This is a genomic window from Enterobacter cloacae complex sp. HYC074_NIDB, from assembly GCF_056673345.1.
The window spans coordinates 2236167-2255818 of record NZ_CP114214.1; the positions used below are offsets into that span (position 1 = coordinate 2236167).

Consider the following 19652-nt stretch of genomic DNA (forward strand, 5'->3'; position numbering starts at 1 on the left):
TTTCAGACTCCTCTGCTAATGGCAAAAACGTGTGAAGGCTAAGTAAATAGCCCAGCATTTAGGGACGTAATAAAACTGACTTATATTAATCTTATTACTGATATATCCGCTTAAAGTGTAGAAGGGTTCCTGAAAACAGTTATAGATTAAATTTGTATGGTAATTATTTATTTTTAAACGAAATATCCCCTAAACCAGCCGGGGCACTGTGTTATTTTTCTCGCGTGGTGAATCCCCCTGTGCGGAGGGGCTAAACAGCACATGTAGCTTAGGCAATCAGTAGCGGGTCAAGGTGGCTGACCAACGACTCACCGGGAGGCACCCGGCACCACACATACATTAAAGCTTGTATCTCGCTGAATTTATTAGGGATGGTGTATGAAGTTGGGCTTTTTGGCTGGAACAGTGCTGGCAACCTGGTTGTCTTTAACCTACCCGACGCAAATGAGAGCTGTTTTTGAACAACTGGTTACGATAGTGCAGCAAATCACGCAGCCTTCATCAGAGTCTCATTCTGATATGGTCACACCGGAACAGTCATATCCTTGATTGTTATATTTACGGTGAACGTTACCCGTCTTAATAGTTAACCTGTGCTTATTTTTCTGATGGGCTTGTTATTGGCCGGGCAGAGGTTACCGCCACCCGGCCTGACGGTCTTAAACGATCGCGTTAGGGCACGCTTCGCCCTTATCAAGCTGCTGTAAATTCCCCAGCGTGGTTTCCGATATACTAATCAGCGCTTCGGCGGTCAGAAACGCTTGGTGGCCGGTGAACAACACGTTGTGGCAGGCCGACAGGCGACGGAACACGTCATCCTGAATCACGTCGTTAGATTTATCCTCAAAGAACAGGTCGCGTTCGTTCTCATACACATCCATACCCAACGCGCCAATTTTTTGCGTTTTCAGCGCTTCGATAGCGGCCTGAGAGTCGATCAGTCCACCGCGGCTGGTATTGATGATCATCACGCCGTCTTTCATCTGGTCGAACGCCGACTGGTTAAGCAGGTGATAGTTTTCCGGGGTCAACGGACAGTGCAGGGAGATAACATCAGACTGCGAGAAGAGCGTTTTCAGATCGACATACTCCACGCCCAGCTCCAGCGCAGCGGCGTTAGGGTACGGATCAAACGCCAGCAGGCGCATGCCAAATCCTTTCAGGATGCGTAGGGCGGCCACACCAATTTTGCCGGTACCGATCACGCCTGCGGTTTTACCGTACATGGTAAAGCCGGTCAGCCCTTCCAGAGAGAAGTTAGCATCACGGGTGCGCTGATAGGCACGGTGAATACGACGGTTGAGCGACATCATCATCCCGACGGCATGTTCAGCCACGGCTTCCGGAGAATAGGCTGGGACGCGAACGACCTTCAGACCCAGCTCTTTGGCGGCATCGAGATCGACGTTGTTAAAGCCCGCGCAGCGCAGGGCAATGTATTTCACGCCCTGTTTTTTCAACTCTTCCAGCACCGGTCGGCTACCGTCGTCGTTAACGAAGATACACACGCCTTCGCAGCCGTGAGCGGTTTTAGCCGTCTTTTCTGTCAGCAGAAAGTCGAAAAATTCAAGATCGAAACCGTACGTCTCGTTAACATGTTGCAGATACTTTTTGTCGTACTGCTTTGTGCTATATACCGCGAGTTTCATAAGACTTTCTCCAGTGATTTTGGAACCACGTTAGCATGTTTAAAATTATCTTACAATTTTTCAAAATTCATTGAAATCAATAAGTTCTATGAATTATTGTAGAGCATCTACTCTTAAAAATGGCATTACCTTCAACTGACTGGCTAAACATGCGACAATGAGCGGCAAGAACGGCTTATTTTTTCCGCAAAATCAGGATATTAACTGCCCATGAAGGGTAAATACAAAGCCGCAATCGCGCTATTACTGCTGCTATTACTCGTGCCGCTGACGCTGCTGATGACGCTCGCCCAGTGGGTACCCACGCTCGCCGGGATCTGGCTCCCTGTTGGAACGCGCATCGCGTTTGAAGAAAGCCCACGGCTCACGCGCCACGCCCTGATCATCCCCGATCTCCGCTATCTGGTAGAAGAGTGCGAAATTGCCCGTGTGGAAAACGTGACCCTGTCACACCCCAGCCGTTGGGATCTTGATATTGGCGCACTTGAACTTAACTCTGTCTGCCTGAGCAAATTACCGCAGTCAGCGTCCTCAACGGTGGCGCCGAAAACGCTGGCGCAGTGGCAGGCCATCCTGCCCAACACCTGGCTGACCATCCACCGCTTTACCCTTTCTCCCTGGCAGCAGTGGGAGGGTGAGCTGCATGCTTCACTCACGCCAGCCCGCCAGGACATCACTTATAACGGCGAGCAGGTGAGCATTAAGGGGCAGTTGCGCGGCCAGACGCTCTCCATCAGCCAGTTCGATGTGCAACTGCCGGATCAGCCGCAGCCCGTGAAGCTGATCGGTGAATTTACCCTGCCGTTGGTACCGGACGGCGTGCCGGTGAAAGGGCATACGGTCGCGACCTTTAACGTGCCACAGTTATCCTCGCTGGTCGATGCCGATCTGGACTGGGAGGACAATCAGGGCCAGCTGGTGGTCATGGCGCGGGACAACCCCGATCCACTGCTCGATTTACCGTGGCAGATCACCGCTCAGCAGTTAACCATCAGCGACGGACGCTGGAACTGGTCAGCCTCCGGTATGCCGATGAGCGGTCGCGTCGGGCTGAAAGTGGATAACTGGCAGCAGGGGCTGGAGAAAGCCACCTTCACGGGGCGGCTCAACGTGCTGACCCAGGGTGATGCGGGGAAGGGCAACGCGGTGCTGAATATTGGTCCCGGCTCGCTCAGTATGGAAAACAGCGCTATGCCGCTGCACCTGAGCGGGGAAGCCAAGCAAAACGATCTGATCCTGTATGCCAGACTCCCGGCGAAGCTGACCGGCAGCCTTTACGATCCGCAGCTTACGTTTGAACCCGGCGCATTATTGCGCTCGCGCGGGCGCATCATCGACTCGCTGGATATCGATGAGATCCGCTGGCCGCTGGCAGGCGTGAAGCTCACGCAGAAGGGCGTGGACGGCCGCCTGCAAGCCATTCTGCGGGCGCATGAAAACGAGATGGGCAATTTTGAGCTGCATCTGGACGGCCAGGCTAACGACTTTTTACCGGACAACGGTTTGTGGCAGTGGCGCTACTGGGGTAAAGGGAATTTCACGCCGATGAATGCGCGCTGGGATGTCCGGGGAACCGGGGAGTGGCGCGACAACGTTATCGAACTGACCGATCTTTCCACGGGGTTCGACAAATTGCAGTACGGTACGATGCTGGTCAGCAAGCCGCGCCTGGTGCTGGATCACCCGGTGCGCTGGTCGCGGGACCCGGATAACCCCACCTTTAGCGGCGCGCTCGCGCTCAATGCCGGGCAAACAAGCTTCTCGGGCGGAAGCGTGCTGCCGCCGTCCGTTTTGACCTTCAGCGTTGACGGGACAGACCCGACGGTGTTCCAGTTTAAAGGGAACCTGCATGCGGACGACATCGGCCCGGTCCAGGTGAATGGACGCTGGGATGGCGAACGCCTTCGCGGTAAGGCCTGGTGGCCAAAACAGTCTCTTACGGTGTTCCAGCCGTTGATCCCGCCAGACTGGAAAATGACCCTGCGCGGCGGCGAAATGTACGCACAGGTGGCTTTCTCAGCGGCCTCCGATCAGGGGTTTGAGGCCGGGGGGCACGGGGTGCTGAAAGCGGGCAGCGCGTGGATGCCGGATAACGAAATCAACGGCGTTGATTTTGTTCTGCCGTTCCGCTTAAGCCAGGGTACCTGGTCGCTGGGCACGCGCGGGCCGGTAACGTTACGAATCGACGAGGTAAAAAACCTGGTCACAGCCCGAAATATCACCGCGGATCTCCAGGGCGATTATCCCTGGACCGAAGCGAACCCGCTCCTGCTCACCAACGTGAAGGTGGAAGCGCTCGGCGGGAAAATCACCATGCAGCAGTTGAGAATGCCGCAGCACGATCCGGCTTTACTACGCGTGGATAATATTTCCTCCAGCGAACTGATAAGCGCGGTGAATCCGAAGCAGTTTGCCATGTCCGGCCCGGTGAGCGGCGCGCTGCCGTTCTGGCTGGACAATGAAAAATGGATCATTAAAGATGGCTGGCTGACCAACCCGGGGCCGATGACGCTGCGCATCGACCAGGACACGGCGGATGCCATTGTGAAAGACAACGTGGTTGCCGGGGCGGCGATCAACTGGCTCCGCTATATGGAAATTTCGCAGTCGTGGACAAAACTCAATGTGGATAATCTGGGCGTGTTAACCATGCAGGCGGCCATTAAAGGCACCAGCCGCGTCGAGGGCAAAAGCAGTTTCGTAAACCTGAATTACACCCATGAAGAGAACATTTTTACCCTCTGGCGCAGCCTGCGCTTTGGGGACAATCTGCAAACATGGTTTGAGCAACATGCGGCGATACCCCTTCTCCGCGGTTCGACAGGCAAGGAAAGTGAGGAACAACAATGAAAAAGAGGGCTGGTGTACTCACCGTGGCCGTCGTCGCGCTGCTGTCAGGCTGTACGCCGCGCATTGAAGTGGCGGCGCCCAAAGAGCCGATCACTATCAACATGAACGTGAAAATTGAGCATGAAATCCATATCAAGGTGGATAAAGACGTTGAAGCCCTGCTGAAATCCCGCAGCGATCTGTTCTGAGGATGCCATGAAACGATTAGCTCTGATGTTACTGGCGCTGGGGATGAACGTTCACGCCGCCACGCTTACGCTCAACGATGCACGTGCCCAGGGGCGCGTAGGGGAAACCCTGAGCGGCTATCTTGCGCCCGTTCAGCACGACGCTGAAACCCTGGCGCTGGTGAGCCGTATCAACGCCGCACGCACGGAAAGTTACCAGCAGTTAGCTGACAGCAATAATTTGCCCGTCGACGAGGTGGCGAAAATGGCGGGACAAAAGCTGGTGGCGCGCGCCCAGCCGGGTGAATACGTGAAGGGGATTAACGGCAAGTGGCTAAAAAAGTAACTAGCGGTAACGCTTACGGTATTCGCCCGGCGAAACCCCGAAACGCTGCTTAAAGGCGGTGGAAAAATGGCTATGGTCGGTAAAGCCCCAGCTGTAGCCAATGCCCGCCAGCTTTTCGTCATCGCTGATGGAACGCAGCGCCTGAGCGCATAAATCGAGGCGACGGTTCTTAATATACTGCGCCACCACCAGCCCTTTCCCGGCAAACATGCGGTACAAGCTCCGCACGGACATGCCGCTCTCTGAGGCTATCCACTCCGGTCTTAACGCCTCCGACTGAATATGATTATCAATCAGGGACAGAACGTGGCGGAACTGACGCTCCTTGCGCGGCAGCACCTCGTGTTGCTGCTGGAAGGCCGGACGCAGCAGACACACCATCGCCTCCAGCGCCGCTTCGCTTTCACTGGCGCTGAGATCGGCATTGCCCATGCTCTCCTGTAACAGTCGGTAGCTCAGCTGTACGGTAGGCAGACTGCGGGAGAGGGGCAGCGCGCACCTCACTTCCTGAAAACGCGCGTGTTGCTCAATGATTTGTCGCGGGAGCAGCAGCGAAATCTGGCGGGAACGCTCCTGCCAGTAAATGGAGCACGGGCGGGAGGCGTCAATCAGCGTGATATCCCCGGCTTTCAGCATCGCGCGCTGGTTGTCCTGTTCGATTCCGGCGCTGCCTTCCAGCTGAAACACGGTGTAGAACCAGGCGTCGTTGCCGTTTTTGATCTCCTGACGGGTGCGAAAAAGGTTAACGCCTGCGGCGGTCACCGTGCTCAGCTTCAGACTTTGGGTATAGCTGGTTTCCAGTTCGCCGAGAAACGCCCCCTCTAACGGACGTGCCGCAAAGCGCCCACAAACCTGGTTAATTTGCGCCAGCCACTGCTGAAAATTGTCCTGTTCGCTTGCACACGCCATTGATGTTCTCGCTGCACCGTCACTGTTTTCGCATTGTTGCATTTATGTTGCATTTTGTCAGGGCTACGAGGCTGACTATAGGAAAGAACACTCAACGGTTACAGCGATATAAGCGGGAATTATCACGATTTGCGGAGCCTGTCACAGCTGACAAAGCGAATGTCACACAGACAAAAGCAGGAATGCGATTCCCCTCTTAGACTGCATACACACCCTGCGAAGCATAACGAAGGAGTATCCTATGTCCGAATCACACGTCGCCATCCTGCCAGGCGTGCAGCAGTTTTTAGATCGCCAGCACGGCCTGTGGATTGAAGGGCGTCAGGCGGCATCCGACAGCGAAAAGCGTCTGAACGTCTACAACCCGGCGACCGGAGAGGTTATTGCCTCCACCGCCGATGCCAGCGTCGATGATGTCGATCGTGCGGTGATGTCTGGCTGGCGCGCCTTTGTCGCCAGAAGCTGGGCAGGGCGTCTGCCGGCAGAGCGGGAACGCATCCTGCTGCGGTTTGCCGATTTGGTGGAACAGCATGGCGAAGAGCTGGCACAGCTCGAAACCCTGGAGCAGGGGAAATCCATTAACATCTCCCGCGCCTTCGAGGTGGGATGCACCCTGAACTGGATGCGCTACACGGCAGGGCTGACCACCAAAATTGCCGGTAAAACCCTCGATCTCTCGATTCCACTGCCGCAGGGCGCGCGTTATCAGGCGTGGACGCGTAAAGAGCCGGTGGGAGTCGTGGCGGGGATTGTGCCGTGGAACTTCCCGCTGATGATTGGCATGTGGAAAGTAATGCCCGCGCTGGCGGCAGGTTGCTCCATCGTGCTCAAACCCTCGGAAACCACGCCGCTCACCCTGTTACGGGTGGCGGAACTGGCGAGCGAGGCGGGGATCCCGGATGGCGTGTTCAACGTGGTGACCGGTAGTGGCGCCGTCTGTGGCGCGGCGCTAACCTCGCACCCGCGCATTGCCAAAGTAAGCTTTACCGGTTCGACGGCGACGGGCAAGCAGATTGCCCGCGTGGCTGCGGATACGCTAACGGGCGTGACGCTGGAGCTGGGCGGCAAAAACCCGGCCATCGTGCTGAAAGACGCCGATCCGGCGTGGGTAATTGAAGGGCTGATGACCGGCAGCTTCCTGAATCAGGGGCAGGTCTGCGCGGCCAGCTCGCGTATTTATATTGAGGCTCCGCTGTTCGACACGCTGGTCAGCGGCTTTGAACAGGCCGTGAAATCTCTGAGCGTCGGGCCGGGCATGTCGCCGGATGCGTTTATCAACCCGCTGGTGTCGCGCGCCCATTGCGATAAGGTTCAGGCGTTCCTGGATGAGGCGAAGGCGCACAATGCGGAGCTGATCGCCGGGAACCGGGGGCCAGACGGCAAAGGCTATTACGTTTCGCCAACGCTGGTGGTCAACCCGGATAATCATCTGCGACTGACGCGTGAAGAGGTCTTCGGGCCGGTGGTGAACCTGGTTCGTGTGGACGACGGGGAAGAGGCGCTTCAGCTGGCGAACGACACTGAATACGGCTTAACGGCCAGCGTCTGGACGCAGAATATCAGTAAAGCGCTAGCGTATACCGACAGGTTACAGGCAGGAACCGTGTGGGTGAACAGCCACACGCTGATAGACGCCAACCTGCCGTTCGGCGGCATGAAGCAGTCTGGCACCGGGCGCGATTTCGGCCCCGACTGGCTGGATGGCTGGTGTGAAACCAAGTCGGTGTGTGTGCGGTATTAATAAAACGCCGGGTAAGGCGAAGCCGGCACCCGGCATTATTTAACGCGACCACCTATCCCGCCCGGACTCCTTCGCCCGATACAACGCTGCATCGGCGCGGGCGATGATTTCCGGGCCGGCCAGTCCTGGGGTATAGCCGGCAATGCCCATACTCACCGTCACACATTCACTCACCTTCGACGCGCTGTGCGCAATGGCTGCGGTGCGCAGGCCAGCCTGGATCCGCGCGGCGACTTTCTCAGCAACGCTTTCTTCACAGTCAAAGAGGATCACGACGAACTCCTCACCACCGTAGCGCGAAACCACATCCTCTGGCGTGCGCACCGAGGTGTTCAGCACCTCTGCCACCCTCGCGAGACACGCGTCTCCTGCCTGGTGACCATAGGTGTCGTTATACAGTTTGAAGTAATCGACATCCAGCATCAGCACCGCGAAGCGTTTGCCTTGCTCCACGGCGTTTTCCAGCACCAGCTCCATCGCCCGCCGGTTGGCCGTTTTCGTCAGCGGATCCTGATGGGCCAGCGCATCCAGCCGCGAAATTAAACGCTGATTCTGCTGGTTGCGACGCCACGCCTCTTCAAACCAGCTCAACAGGATATAGCGCCCGCACACGAGAATGAAGGTGAACACCACCCACAGCCCGGCGAAGCGATAATTAATTTCCTGATTCAGCAGCATGCTGGCAACGGGCAGGCTTATCCATAGCGGAACGGTGAAGCAGAGCAGTGCCACCGGGTGAAAATAGAGCGCGGTCATACCGGCCATCAGCAGGGTAACGAATATCGGCCAGGGATGAGGAAGCTGTATCACGTTGATAAACCAGTAACAACTTATCGACCATAGCAGGCTACACATTAACAGCACCGCGCTGACGCCGCGGATGTGGCGCCAGGCCATTATTACCAGCGCCACGGAAAGGATGACTACCCCCAGCATGGAGGCGTCTATCATCTGCCGCAGAGGCGGGCTGATGTGCAGGAGGGCATCGATATGGCCGAAAAGCGAATTGCGCAGCAGGACCATAAGGGCAAAGCTGGCATTCACAAAGGCGAGCCACGGCAGGTTCACGGCCAGCCCGTGAACAACCATTGATTTACGGGTAGGCCATGTCGCAGGTTCTGGCGTTGCGTTGTGTCTTTTTTCCATTATGGTTTTCTTCCCGTCCGGTGGATAGCTCGCTAAAGCCAGGTAGTATTAACTATAAGCAGGCTCGATTATTCCTCAAATGTTTGCACAAAAAAACCGGGCATTGCGCCCGGCGTTTGCTTATTTTTGCTCGGCTTTTTTCTTGCCGAGCGTTGGCGTCTCGTCAAAGAAATTCCACGGCTTGAGCAACGTGTGCACCCATTCCGTCGGCATTATTGGCCACTCCTCGGCACGGGCGACATGGGTGGTGCCGGTGGTCATCCAGATGACGTTATCCTGGTCGTTCAGCGACTCGTTATCTTTGCTGTACTGGCCGAGGCCGGTATCGTGCGTGGAACGGTTCGGGTATTTTCCCTCCGGGTACATCTCGTCGGGATGGTAACGCGTTACCCACAGTTGTTTATCCATAAAGCTCAGGCGGTGATAAATCCACTCGTCCGGGGCAAACTTCGCGCCGGACGCTACCGGGTGTGTACCGCCCGCGTAAGGGATGATCTGATATGAGACCGGGTTGCCCATGCGGTTCTCTTTGCTGGTATTGCTCAGCAGGCGGATGGTGCCCGGGTCAAACTTCTGCGCCGCCTGCTGTTCGGTATCAATATCATACTGATTAACCTGCATGGTGCTGGTGCGCGGTCCGCCAGCGGTGTTCGGTTTGACGTCCGGATCCATGGCCACCAGCTTATTATTGATGCCGTCCACGTCCATATCCAGACGGAAGTTGTAGATGTGCTGGTGGGTGGTACCGACAATATTATGGTCGATCAGCGTTCCGTATCGGGTGTCATCCTTCGCGGTGGCATCATGCATGGTTTTCGTCTGCACGCCTTTCACCGCTTCAATGCCCGTAGCCCCTGCATCAATGCCGATAGTGCCGTTTTCGTGGAATACCCAGTCGAAGATGTAATCGTAGTTACCCACGGTGCTGACCCAGCGCACCACCAGCTCGCGGCGTTCGGTGCTGACGTTGGGTTTTCCTAATTCCTGATGCTTATATTCCGGCCCGGCGTAACGCTCGAAAATGGCGATCGCCCGGGGGATCTCCATTGGCGCGCCGGTGTAATCCGGGATGGTTTCGTTGAGCATCACGGCGTTAGACGGAACATCCTGGCCGCGCACGAGCGGGGAGGTCAGGGTACCCATGCCGTAATCGCCGGAGTCCAGGTAGGCTTTAAAGTACCAGCCGATATCCGGGTCGCCGTACGGCACAATCATGCCGCCGAGCGACCCCTGATACATCACCTGTCGCTTTTTGCCGTTGTCGTTATAGGTCACGGTGGAGATTATCGGGCCGACGCGTGAGTCCAGGCTCAGATGAAAATCCCAGTTCTGCCAGTGCACCCTATCCCCGGTGATGGTGTAGTTCTTGCCTTCCGGCTCGATAATCTCCAGCGGTTTTTTCACCGTTTCAACGCGGTCACGGCCATCATAAGGGCGCGGCGTGAGCGGCACCGGCACGACCGGGCCTTCCTCAATCTTCTGGATTTTCTTCTGCTCGAGATCCACCACCGCAACCAGGTTTTCGATCGGGTGCGCCCAGTAGTTACCGTCGCCCACGTCGAGATAGCTGATCACTTTCAGCAGGCGGTCTTCCTGTTTCAGCCCATCCTTGCCGTCAAAAAAGCCGACGGTAAGCGGGGTGGTGATCACTTTCTTCGGGTCGGTAATGCCGCGCTTTTTCAGCACGGCGGCAAACTCCGGGCTTTCATTGATGATCTGCTGCACGGTATTGAAGTCATCCAGCAGCACCATGCCGTGCGCGTCTTTGATCGGCTCCCAGCGGAGGATCTTTTTCTCCTTCAGATCCACCCGGCTTTCGATGATGTGTTTACCATCAAGCATGATGATATTGGCCTGGCGGGGCGCATCCACCGCCGTGCCGTTAAGCACAAAGTCCCAGACTTTGGCCTTTTCTGGCTCCGCCAGCGCAATCTGGGTAAAGCGGGTATTGGGTTTAAAATCCGCTGAGGCTTTCACGATTGCTACGGCCTGGTTGATTTCATCAGCCGTCAGCGCGTTTAACGGGTGGGGGCTTTTTTCAACCTGGAATGTCTGATCAAGACCGGACTGAAAGACATCGTTGATAAAGGTCTCCGGGATATACGCCTTATTGTTCTTCATCACCACGGGCACCTGGAGCGTCAGCGGTTTGCCGTTAACGATGGCGGTATTTGCGCCGGGTTTGACCTTCACAAAGGCACCGTCTTTGACGATGGTGAACATCTGGGCGTAATCATCCCACTGCACGTCCGCGCCAAACGCCTGAAGCGTTTTGTCCATCGGGACCATATGCGCCTCGCTGCCGTGAGCGTAAACAGGGGATTGCCAGGCGCAACAGAGCGCAACGGCCATGGCCAGTGCCGTTCTACGGGCAGAAAAAGAAGAATTGCTTCCCATCGCAGACCTCATCTTGTTGTGTTTATTGTGTAGTGTCAGCGTTATCCTGACAGGCGCGCACGTAAAGCGTTTGCCTGCATCTGCCAGGTTGTTTGTCAGTCTTGCCAGGTTAAAAAAGAGCGGGGGTGCATCACACCCCCATGGCAGATAAAGTGCGCTTCAGTAAGGCGAGCTATCGAGATGCGTGCGGACATCAAAACCTACCGTCGTGAACGAATAAACCGTACCGCGAACGCGAAGATAAATGTCTCCATTTTTAATTGCCACTGAAGCTTTATCATCATCGGTGATCATGACGGGATTGATATTCTTAATGTTAGACATGAATTCTTCCGGACTTTTTTTCGCATCAAAGAGATAAATATGATACCTGTTTTTAGACAGCGAGCCCGTCTCAACCTGGGTGATGTAAAGAGTTAAACGATCGTTAACCTTGATTTTTTCCTGCAAATTTTCATACACGGTAAAAAGATCGCGGAAAGGGTATGCAATGAATATGAGAAAAATAAAGATAATAATTCCAGCTCGCCAGTTAAAAACCCGAACGTCGCGCATAATCTATTCCTGCCCTTATCCATAACTGATCGACTGGATCATTACCGTAATTATTATTGTTCTGGAATTTTGCAAATTCGGCAGGATCAATTAGGAGGCGAAGATTGTGTGTAAAGCCGGTGACTTCAATGCTTCCCTCACGGTAACGAACATCCACCGAGCCTGTAATTTTTGACCCACCATCTTCAGTTAAGAAAAGGTAAACAGGAATTGCCATAGTTTGTTAATCATCCATGTAATTTAATGCGGAAATATTCCCGGCGCCAAATAATAACCATGCTAACTACATGGTCAATTTGCTTAGTGTTTCCGGTTGTAACTTATCCAAACCAGGCAGACTGGATGGTTCGATTAATCAAAGCCATCCAGTCCCTGTTTTACCTTCCGCTTATTTTGATGCGCTCAAACACTCGAGGCAGCAAGGTTAATGCCATTGCATTGATTAAAAGTCACCCTGCTGGCGCGCCACCAGCGTCAGGATGGAGTAGAGCGCCACGGCCTGCTGGTGCTGGTTGAAGATCTCCACAGCCCATTCCACCACGCCGGTGGGTTTTTCCTCGGCAGTGCGCTGTTTCTTCAGCGTTTTACGTTTACAGGTCAGGCGCACCTGAATGGTATCACCCGGCTTGACCGGCTCGATAAAGCGCAGGTTTTCCATGCCATAGTTGGCAATAACCGGCCCAACCCCGGCATCGACAAACAGCCCCGCCGCGGCGGAAATCAGGAAATAACCGTGTACCACGCGCTCACCAAAAATCGACTCCGCCGCGCCAATTTTGTCCATATGGGCGTAGAAATGATCCCCGCTCAGGCAGGCAAAATTCACGATATCCGCTTCCGTCAGGGTACGACGCGGGGTCAGCAGGCTGTCGCCCGGCTGTAACTCCTCGAAGTATTTACGGAACGGATGAACGCGATCTTCCTGCACCTCCGCGCCACGGACCCACTGTTTACCGATCGCGGCGAGCATGGACGGGCTGCCCTGAATAGCCGTGCGCTGAAGATAGTGCTTCACAGCGCGCAGGCCGCCCAGCTCTTCGCCGCCGCCCGCACGTCCCGGACCACCGTGCACCAGCTGTGGCAGCGGTGAACCGTGGCCGGTAGATTCTTTCGAGGATTCCTGGTTGAGGATCTGAATGCGTCCGTGGGCGCGCGCGGCACCGGCAATAAACTGCCGCGCCACGCGGGTATCTGCCGTAACCAGCGTTCCCGCCAGGCTGCCGCCGCCCGCCCGCGCCAGCTGCATGGCGTGCTCGGTGTTACGGCAGGGCATCAGGGTTGCGACGGGGCCAAAGGCTTCGGTGGCGTGAACGGCCGGTGTTTCGTCCGGCTGCGGGCAGAACAGCAGGGTGGGTGGGAAGAATGCGCCAGGCGCCTGCAAATCAGCTTTACCACCCAGACGGATCTGGCAGCCCGAGGCCAGCAGATGATCGACTTTTTCCTGCACGTCAGCACGTTGCTCACTGTTGACGAGAGCCCCCATCTTCACCCCTTCCTGGGCCGGATCGCCGACGACCACGTTCTCCAGCCGCGCAATCAGCGCCTGGCTGACGGCTTCAACCTGCGCTTCCGGCACGATGATGCGGCGGATGGCGGTACATTTTTGCCCGGCTTTGGCGGTCATCTCGCGCACCACTTCGCGGATAAACAGCGTAAACTCCGGCTGTTCCGGCGTCACGTCCTCACCCAGCACGCAGCAGTTAAGAGAATCTGCTTCCATGGTAAACGGAATGGAATGTGCGACGATATTCGGGTGGACGCGCAGGCTCTGCCCGGTGCTGGCCGACCCGGTAAACGTCACCACGTCCTGGCTGTCGAGGTGGTTCAGCAGATCGCCCGCGCCACCGCAGATCAGGCTGATGGCGCCGTCCGGCACCAGTCCGCTCTCCACGATCGCTTTCACCATCGCCTGAGTCACCTGCGCGGTGGCGGTGGCGGGCTTGATGATGGCGGGCATCCCGGCAAGCCAGGTGGGCGCGAGCTTTTCCAGCATCCCCCAGCACGGGAAGTTGAACGCGTTGATATGCACCGCCACGCCGGATTTCGACGTTAACACGTGACGTGCCGCAAAGCCGCCTTCCTTCGACAGTGGGATCAGCTCATCCTCCGGCCACAGGGTATCGTCCGGCAGCTCACGGCTGCCGAGGCTTGCGTAGGTGAAGAGGGTGCCGATACCGCCTTCAATATCCACCCAGCTGTCAGCCTTCGTCGCGCCGGTCTGGGCTGACAGGGCATAAAACCGATCCTTCTGGCTCAGCAGATGTTTGGCCACCGCCTTCAGCATGGCGGCGCGCTCGATAAAGCTCATTGCGCGGAGCGCTTCTCCGCCGTGTTCAATGGCGTAACGGCGCGCGGCCGCCATATCCAGCCCTTCGCTGGTGACTTGATATAGCGTTTCCCCGCTGATGGCGTGGGTGATGGTGCGCTCGCGGCCCCGGCCTGATTGCCAGATGCCGGACAAGAAGCTGGCTAACTGCTGCATTTCTTCTCTCCAGATGTTTCGTGATTTCACTATAAATAGTTTGATCTCGAATCATAAAAATCAAGCTGAGTTTTAATGAATTGTTAACGTTGTGATCTGTATTGCTTGGCCTGACCAACAGAAAGCCTTGCGCCATCGGCCTTTCATGAAAAGGCTTGCGAGCGTCGTCACAAAATAAACAAACGCTTCTTGGGGTTATATTTAACCTTTGTGTAACTTTTAAGAAACCAAATGATTCACCATTTTGCTATTTGTGGTGATTTAACGAATCACAAAGGTGGTTATGTGACGCAAGAACAACGCTTTGAGCAACGCATCGCACAGGAGACGGCCATCGAGCCGCAGGACTGGATGCCGGATGCCTACCGCAAGACGCTGATCCGCCAGATTGGACAGCACGCCCACTCTGAGATTGTCGGCATGCTGCCGGAAGGGAACTGGATCACCCGCGCACCGACGCTGCGCCGGAAAGCCATTCTGCTGGCGAAGGTGCAGGATGAAGCCGGACATGGCCTGTACCTTTACAGCGCGGCGGAAACGCTGGGCTGCGCCCGGGAGGACATCTATCAAAAGATGCTCGACGGCAAGATGAAATACTCCTCCATCTTCAACTATCCAACCCTGAGCTGGGCCGATATCGGGGTCATTGGCTGGCTGGTGGACGGGGCGGCCATTGTGAACCAGGTGGCGCTGTGCCGTACGTCTTACGGCCCGTATGCCCGGGCGATGGTGAAGATTTGTAAAGAAGAGAGCTTTCACCAGCGTCAGGGTTTTGAGGCCTGCATGGCGCTGGCGCAGGGTAGCGAAGCCCAGCGGCAGATGTTGCAGGACGCCATCAACCGCTTCTGGTGGCCCGCGCTGATGATGTTCGGACCCAACGACGACAACTCCCCAAACAGCGCCCGCAGTCTGGCCTGGAAGATCAAACGCTTTGGCAACGATGAGCTTCGCCAGCGCTTTGTGGACAACACGGTGCCTCAGGTGGAGATGCTCGGCATGACCGTGCCGGATCCCGACCTGCGTTTCGATGAAGAGAGCGGTCACTACCGCTTCGGCGAAATCGACTGGCAGGAATTTGACGAGGTGATCAACGGGCGCGGGATCTGCAACCACGAACGTCTGGCCGCAAAACGTAAAGCCTGGGACGACGGCGCATGGGTGCGTGAAGCCGCTCTGGCCCACGCGGAAAAACAACGCGCCCGCCAGGCCGCATAAGAGGAATCAACCATGAGCAACGTTTACTGGCCGTTATACGAAGTTTTTGTCCGTTCGAAGCAGGGGCTGTCGCACCGGCATGTGGGCAGCCTTCACGCTGCCGACGACCGCATGGCGCTGGAAAACGCGCGCGATGCCTATACCCGCCGCAGCGAAGGCTGTTCCATCTGGGTGGTGAAGGCGAGTGAAATCGTCGCTTCCCAGCCGGAAGAGAGCGGGGAGTTTTTCGATCCGGCGGAAAGCAAGGTCTACCGCCATCCGACGTTTTACACCATCCCTGATGGTATCGAGCATATGTGAGGTTGGGGATGAACAACGTATCTGCTTATGCCCTGCGTCTGGGCGACAACGGTCTGGTGCTCTCACAGCGTCTGGGCGCCTGGTGCGGCCACGCGCCGGAGCTGGAAATTGACCTGGCGCTCGCCAATATCGGCCTTGATCTGCTCGGGCAGGCGCGCAATTTCCTGACCTACGCCGCTGAACGGGAAGGTAAGGGTGATGAAGATACCCTGGCCTATGGCCGCGATGAGCGTCAGTTCCGCAATTTGCTGCTGGTGGAACAGCCAAACGGCAGCTTCGCCGACACCATTGCCCGTCAGTATCTGATGGATGCGTGGAACGTGGCGCTCTACGAGCGGCTGATCCACAGCAGCGACAGTCAGCTTGCCGCCATCGCGGCAAAAGCCATTAAGGAGGCGCGCTATCACCTGCGCTTTAGCCGCGGCTGGCTGGTGCGGCTGGGGGACGGAACAGAAACCTCCGCACAAAAAATGCAGCAGGCGGTGGATAGCCTGTGGCGCTTTACGGCTGAACTGTTCGACGCTGACGAGGTCGAGCTGGCGCTAATTGATGACGGCGTGGCGGTTGATCCGCGCGACCTGCGGGACCCGTGGGAGCGCGAAGTGTTTGCTGGCCTGGCGGAAGCCACCCTCCGCGTGCCCGAAGAGGTGGCGTATCGCACGGGCGGTAAGAAGGGGCTACATACCGAACACCTCGGGCCGATGCTGGCAGAGATGCAGTATCTCCAGCGCGTTTACCCCGGCCAGCAGTGGTAAAGGAGGACGCCATGCAACGCCTCGTCGACATCGCGCCTGCACAAATCCCGCAGATTTGGGCGCTGTTAAGCCAGATCCCCGACCCGGAAGTGCCGGTGCTGACCATCACCGACCTGGGCATGGTGCGCAGCGTGAAGGCACAGGGGGAAGGCTGGGTCATCGGCTTCACGCCAACCTATTCGGGCTGTCCGGCAACGGAGCATCTGCTGGGGGCGATCCGCGAAACCCTGACCGGAAACGGCTTTAGCCCGGTACATATTGTGCTGCAACTGGAGCCCGCCTGGACCACCGACTGGATGACCGACGATGCCCGCAGGCGCCTGCGTGAATATGGCATCAGCCCGCCTGTCGGCCATAGCTGCCATGCCCACGTTCCCGCGGAGGTGAGCTGCCCGCGCTGTGCGAGCACCGATACCTCGCTTATCAGTGAATTTGGATCCACGGCCTGCAAAGCGCTCTACCGCTGCAATACCTGCCGTGAGCCCTTCGACTATTTCAAATGTATTTGAGGCTGCCATGACAACGTTTCATTCATTAACAGTGGCAAAAGTGGAACCCGAAACCCGCGACGCGGTGACCATTACCTTCGCGGTGCCGCAGGCGTTACAGGAGGCGTTCCGCTTCCGTCCCGGTCAGCATCTGACCCTGAAAGCCAGCCCTGGCGGGGATGAACTGCGCCGCTGCTACTCCATCTGCCGGAGCACCGCGTGCGGTGAGATCAGCGTGGCGGTCAAAGCCATCGAGGGCGGACGTTTTTCCCGCTATGCCCGGGACGAGATCAAACCGGGCATGGCGCTGGAGGTGATGGTGCCCCAGGGGCATTTTGGCTACCAGCCGCAGGCTGAACGCGAAGGCCACTATCTGGCGATTGCCGCCGGGTCCGGGATCACCCCGATGCTGGCGATTATGTCCGCTACGCTGGCCACTGAAGCCCACAGCCACTTCACCCTGATTTACGGCAACCGCAGCAGCCAGAGCATGATGTTCCGCCGGGCGCTGGCGGACCTGAAAGATAAATACCCGCAGCGTTTACAGCTGATCGCCATCTTCAGCCAGGAGACGCTCGACAGCGATCTGCTCCATGGCCGCATTGACGGGGAAAAGCTCCAGGCGCTGGCAAAAACGCTGGTGAATTTCCGTCAGTACGATGAAGCCTTCATCTGTGGCCCGTCGGCGATGATGGATGAGGCCGAAGCGGCGCTTAAAGCGCTGGGTATGCCGGAAAAAGCGATCCATCTTGAGCGCTTTAACACGCCGGGTACCGCCGTTAAACGGACAGCCAGCGTGCAGGCCGATGGCCAGAAGGTCACCGTCCGTCAGGACGGGCGCGACAGGGAGATCACCCTGACGGCGGACGACGAAAGCATTCTTGACGCGGCCCTGCGTCAGGGGGCGGATCTGCCTTACGCCTGCAAGGGCGGCGTATGCGCCACCTGCAAATGCAAAGTGCTGCGTGGGAAAGTCGATATGGCGACCAACTACAGCCTGGAGCCGGACGAGCTGGCCGCAGGCTATGTGCTGAGCTGTCAGGCGCTGCCGTTAACCGCCGACGTTATCGTCGATTTTGATGCGAAGGGGATGGCATGAGCGAACTGATTGTTACCCGTCATGGCCGCGTGTTGCAGTTAACGCTTAACCGTCCGGCGGCGCGCAACGCGCTCAACAATGCGCTGCTCCTGCAAATCGCGGAGCAGCTTGAGGCCGCCGCCGCGGATGCTGAGATCGCCGTCTGCGTGATGTACGGCAACGAACGCTGCTTTGCCGCCGGGGCCGATCTCAACGAAATGGCGGAGAAAGACCTGCCCGCCATCCTGAACGATATCCGTCCGCAGCTGTGGGCGCGGATCAACGCCTTCACCAAACCGCTGATTGCCGCCGTAAACGGCTTCGCGCTGGGGGCAGGCTGTGAGCTGGCGCTGCTCTGCGATGTCGTGATTGCTGGCGATAACGCCCGTTTTGGCCTGCCGGAAATCACCCTCGGGATCATGCCGGGCGCAGGCGGCACCCAGCGGCTGATCCGCAGCGTAGGCAAATCGCTGGCCAGCAAAATGGTGCTGACGGGCGAAAGCATCACGGCGGTGCAGGCGCACAGCGCCGGGCTGGTCAGCGACGTCTATCCGGCCTCGCTGACGCTGGAGTACGCCCTGAAGCAGGCAGCGCTGATGGCGCGCCATTCGCCGCTGGCGCTACAGGCGGCGAAGCAGGCGCTTCGCCAGTCGCAGGAAGTCCCGCTTCAGGCCGGGCTGGCGCAGGAGCGTCAGCTGTTTGCGCTGCTCGCGGCCACCGACGATCGCCGGGAAGGGATCAACGCCTTTTTACAAAAACGCACCCCAGACTTTAAAGGACGCTAATTGTGGAATCTATTCTGAGCCATGTTGAGCAGGGCGTAATGACCATTACGCTGAACCGCCCGGAGCGCCTGAACAGCTTTAACGACGTCATGCACCAGCAGCTTTCCGAATGCCTGAAGCAGGCCGAGCGCGATGACGCCATCCGCTGCCTGCTGATCACCGGGGCAGGACGCGGTTTCTGCGCCGGGCAGGATCTTAACGACCGTAACGTCGACCCGAACGGCCCGGCGCCCGATCTGGGCATGTCCGTTGAGACTTTTTACAACCCGCTGGTGCGCCGCCTGGCAAAACTGCCGAAGCCGGTGATTTGCGCGGTTAACGGCGTGGCGGCGGGCGCGGGGGCGACGCTGGCCCTCGGCTGCGACATGGTGATTGCGGCGCGCTCCGCCAGTTTTGTGATGGCCTTCAGCAAGCTCGGCCTCGTCCCGGACTGCGGCGGCACCTGGCTGCTGCCGCGCGTGGCCGGACGCGCCCGCGCCATGGGGCTGGCATTGCTGGGCGATAAGCTCAGCGCCGAGCAGGCACAGGCCTGGGGAATGATCTGGCAGGTGGTGGACGACGAGCAGCTCTCCGCCACCGCACAGCAGATGGCGCTGCATTTTGCCTCGCAGCCGACCTTTGGCCTGGGCTTGATCAAGCAGGCGATCAACGCCGCCGAAACCAACACCCTCGACGCCCAGCTTGATCTGGAGCGCGACTATCAACGCCTGGCCGGACGCAGCGACGACTACCGGGAAGGCGTCAGCGCGTTCCTGGCAAAACGCGCGCCGAACTTTACGGGGAAATAAG

The 19652-nt window shown here is 57.5% G+C and carries 17 protein-coding genes and 1 pseudogene; 11 read left to right on the plus strand and 7 right to left on the minus strand.

Annotated elements, in window-relative coordinates:
- Positions 1-659: 659 nt before the first annotated feature.
- Entirely contained in the window at positions 660-1649 is a 990-nt protein-coding gene (locus O1724_RS11105; protein WP_126297301.1) for a 2-hydroxyacid dehydrogenase, read from the minus strand.
- Positions 1650-1859: 210 nt separating this feature from the next.
- Between O1724_RS11105 and O1724_RS11110 the strand changes: the two genes are divergently transcribed.
- From O1724_RS11110 to O1724_RS11120, 3 genes are read left to right on the plus strand one after another with little or no spacing between them, the layout of a single operon-like run.
- Entirely contained in the window at positions 1860-4499 is a 2640-nt protein-coding gene (locus tag O1724_RS11110; RefSeq protein ID WP_126297300.1) for a YdbH family protein, read from the plus strand.
- A complete protein-coding gene (locus O1724_RS11115) occupies positions 4496-4687 on the plus strand; it encodes a YnbE family lipoprotein (RefSeq protein WP_003857369.1) in 192 nt (63 codons plus the stop codon). The genes O1724_RS11110 and O1724_RS11115 overlap by 4 nt, the downstream gene beginning before the upstream one ends.
- Before the next feature lie 7 nt (positions 4688-4694).
- Positions 4695-5012: a YdbL family probable chaperone protein gene (locus O1724_RS11120; RefSeq protein ID WP_022651144.1), complete on the plus strand. Its 318-nt coding sequence runs from the start codon at positions 4695-4697 to the stop codon at positions 5010-5012.
- On the opposite strand, the gene feaR is transcribed toward O1724_RS11120, so the two are convergent.
- The gene (gene feaR / locus O1724_RS11125) at positions 5013-5921 is read right to left on the minus strand and encodes a transcriptional regulator FeaR (RefSeq protein ID WP_022651145.1); all 909 of its coding nucleotides are present in this window, start codon (positions 5919-5921) and stop codon (positions 5013-5015) included. It abuts the gene before it with no gap.
- A 241-nt stretch (positions 5922-6162) separates the two neighbouring features.
- Between feaR and O1724_RS11130 the strand changes: the two genes are divergently transcribed.
- Positions 6163-7662: an aldehyde dehydrogenase family protein gene (locus O1724_RS11130; protein WP_126297299.1), complete on the plus strand. Its 1500-nt coding sequence runs from the start codon at positions 6163-6165 to the stop codon at positions 7660-7662.
- 39 nt (positions 7663-7701) lie between these two features.
- On the opposite strand, the gene O1724_RS11135 is transcribed toward O1724_RS11130, so the two are convergent.
- From O1724_RS11135 to paaZ, 5 genes and pseudogenes are all read right to left on the minus strand, one after another.
- Complete coding sequence (locus O1724_RS11135; protein ID WP_058647849.1) at positions 7702-8808, minus strand: GGDEF domain-containing protein; 1107 nt, start codon at positions 8806-8808, stop codon at positions 7702-7704.
- A gap of 120 nt (positions 8809-8928) precedes the next feature.
- Positions 8929-11205, minus strand: a complete 2277-nt coding sequence (gene tynA / locus O1724_RS11140; protein WP_126297298.1) for a primary-amine oxidase — start codon at positions 11203-11205, stop codon at positions 8929-8931.
- 159 nt (positions 11206-11364) lie between these two features.
- Complete coding sequence (locus O1724_RS11145) at positions 11365-11760, minus strand: hypothetical protein (RefSeq protein ID WP_022651150.1); 396 nt, start codon at positions 11758-11760, stop codon at positions 11365-11367.
- Positions 11761-11845: 85 nt separating this feature from the next.
- Positions 11846-11977, minus strand: a pseudogene (locus O1724_RS11150) (type VI secretion system tube protein Hcp); the annotation flags it as partial.
- A gap of 225 nt (positions 11978-12202) precedes the next feature.
- Positions 12203-14242, minus strand: a complete 2040-nt coding sequence (gene paaZ / locus O1724_RS11155; RefSeq protein WP_045333010.1) for a phenylacetic acid degradation bifunctional protein PaaZ — start codon at positions 14240-14242, stop codon at positions 12203-12205.
- 285 nt (positions 14243-14527) lie between these two features.
- Between paaZ and paaA the strand changes: the two genes are divergently transcribed.
- From paaA to paaG, 7 genes are read left to right on the plus strand one after another with little or no spacing between them, the layout of a single operon-like run.
- The gene (gene paaA, locus O1724_RS11160) at positions 14528-15457 is read left to right on the plus strand and encodes a 1,2-phenylacetyl-CoA epoxidase subunit PaaA (RefSeq protein ID WP_003857355.1); all 930 of its coding nucleotides are present in this window, start codon (positions 14528-14530) and stop codon (positions 15455-15457) included.
- Between the two features lie 12 nt (positions 15458-15469).
- Entirely contained in the window at positions 15470-15757 is a 288-nt protein-coding gene (gene paaB, locus O1724_RS11165; protein ID WP_003857353.1) for a 1,2-phenylacetyl-CoA epoxidase subunit PaaB, read from the plus strand.
- 8 nt (positions 15758-15765) lie between these two features.
- Complete coding sequence (paaC, locus tag O1724_RS11170) at positions 15766-16512, plus strand: 1,2-phenylacetyl-CoA epoxidase subunit PaaC (RefSeq protein WP_023314089.1); 747 nt, start codon at positions 15766-15768, stop codon at positions 16510-16512.
- An 11-nt stretch (positions 16513-16523) separates the two neighbouring features.
- Positions 16524-17021, plus strand: coding sequence for a 1,2-phenylacetyl-CoA epoxidase subunit PaaD (paaD, locus tag O1724_RS11175; protein WP_003857347.1), 498 nt, complete (start codon positions 16524-16526; stop codon positions 17019-17021).
- A gap of 7 nt (positions 17022-17028) precedes the next feature.
- The gene (paaE, locus tag O1724_RS11180) at positions 17029-18099 is read left to right on the plus strand and encodes a 1,2-phenylacetyl-CoA epoxidase subunit PaaE (protein WP_126297297.1); all 1071 of its coding nucleotides are present in this window, start codon (positions 17029-17031) and stop codon (positions 18097-18099) included.
- Entirely contained in the window at positions 18096-18863 is a 768-nt protein-coding gene (paaF, locus tag O1724_RS11185) for a 2,3-dehydroadipyl-CoA hydratase PaaF (RefSeq protein ID WP_126297296.1), read from the plus strand. The genes paaE and paaF overlap by 4 nt, the downstream gene beginning before the upstream one ends.
- On the plus strand, positions 18863-19651 hold the full coding sequence (gene paaG / locus O1724_RS11190) for a 2-(1,2-epoxy-1,2-dihydrophenyl)acetyl-CoA isomerase PaaG (RefSeq protein WP_026080707.1): 789 nt from the start codon (positions 18863-18865) through the stop codon (positions 19649-19651). The genes paaF and paaG overlap by 1 nt, the downstream gene beginning before the upstream one ends.
- Position 19652 lies beyond the last annotated feature (1 nt).

Bases quoted from the DNA above. Each gene is read 5' to 3' on its own strand.
- O1724_RS11105 (WP_126297301.1), bottom strand. From the start codon at position 1,649: ATGAAACTCGCGGTATATAGCACAAAGCAGTACGACAAAAAGTATCTG.
- O1724_RS11110 (WP_126297300.1), top strand. From the start codon at position 1,860: ATGAAGGGTAAATACAAAGCCGCAATCGCGCTATTACTGCTGCTATTA.
- O1724_RS11115 (WP_003857369.1), top strand. From the start codon at position 4,496: ATGAAAAAGAGGGCTGGTGTACTCACCGTGGCCGTCGTCGCGCTGCTG.
- O1724_RS11120 (WP_022651144.1), top strand. From the start codon at position 4,695: ATGAAACGATTAGCTCTGATGTTACTGGCGCTGGGGATGAACGTTCAC.
- feaR (WP_022651145.1), bottom strand. From the start codon at position 5,921: ATGGCGTGTGCAAGCGAACAGGACAATTTTCAGCAGTGGCTGGCGCAA.
- O1724_RS11130 (WP_126297299.1), top strand. From the start codon at position 6,163: ATGTCCGAATCACACGTCGCCATCCTGCCAGGCGTGCAGCAGTTTTTA.
- O1724_RS11135 (WP_058647849.1), bottom strand. From the start codon at position 8,808: ATGGAAAAAAGACACAACGCAACGCCAGAACCTGCGACATGGCCTACC.
- tynA (WP_126297298.1), bottom strand. From the start codon at position 11,205: ATGGGAAGCAATTCTTCTTTTTCTGCCCGTAGAACGGCACTGGCCATG.
- O1724_RS11145 (WP_022651150.1), bottom strand. From the start codon at position 11,760: ATGCGCGACGTTCGGGTTTTTAACTGGCGAGCTGGAATTATTATCTTT.
- paaZ (WP_045333010.1), bottom strand. From the start codon at position 14,242: ATGCAGCAGTTAGCCAGCTTCTTGTCCGGCATCTGGCAATCAGGCCGG.
- paaB (WP_003857353.1), top strand. From the start codon at position 15,470: ATGAGCAACGTTTACTGGCCGTTATACGAAGTTTTTGTCCGTTCGAAG.
- paaC (WP_023314089.1), top strand. From the start codon at position 15,766: ATGAACAACGTATCTGCTTATGCCCTGCGTCTGGGCGACAACGGTCTG.
- paaD (WP_003857347.1), top strand. From the start codon at position 16,524: ATGCAACGCCTCGTCGACATCGCGCCTGCACAAATCCCGCAGATTTGG.
- paaE (WP_126297297.1), top strand. From the start codon at position 17,029: ATGACAACGTTTCATTCATTAACAGTGGCAAAAGTGGAACCCGAAACC.
- paaF (WP_126297296.1), top strand. From the start codon at position 18,096: ATGAGCGAACTGATTGTTACCCGTCATGGCCGCGTGTTGCAGTTAACG.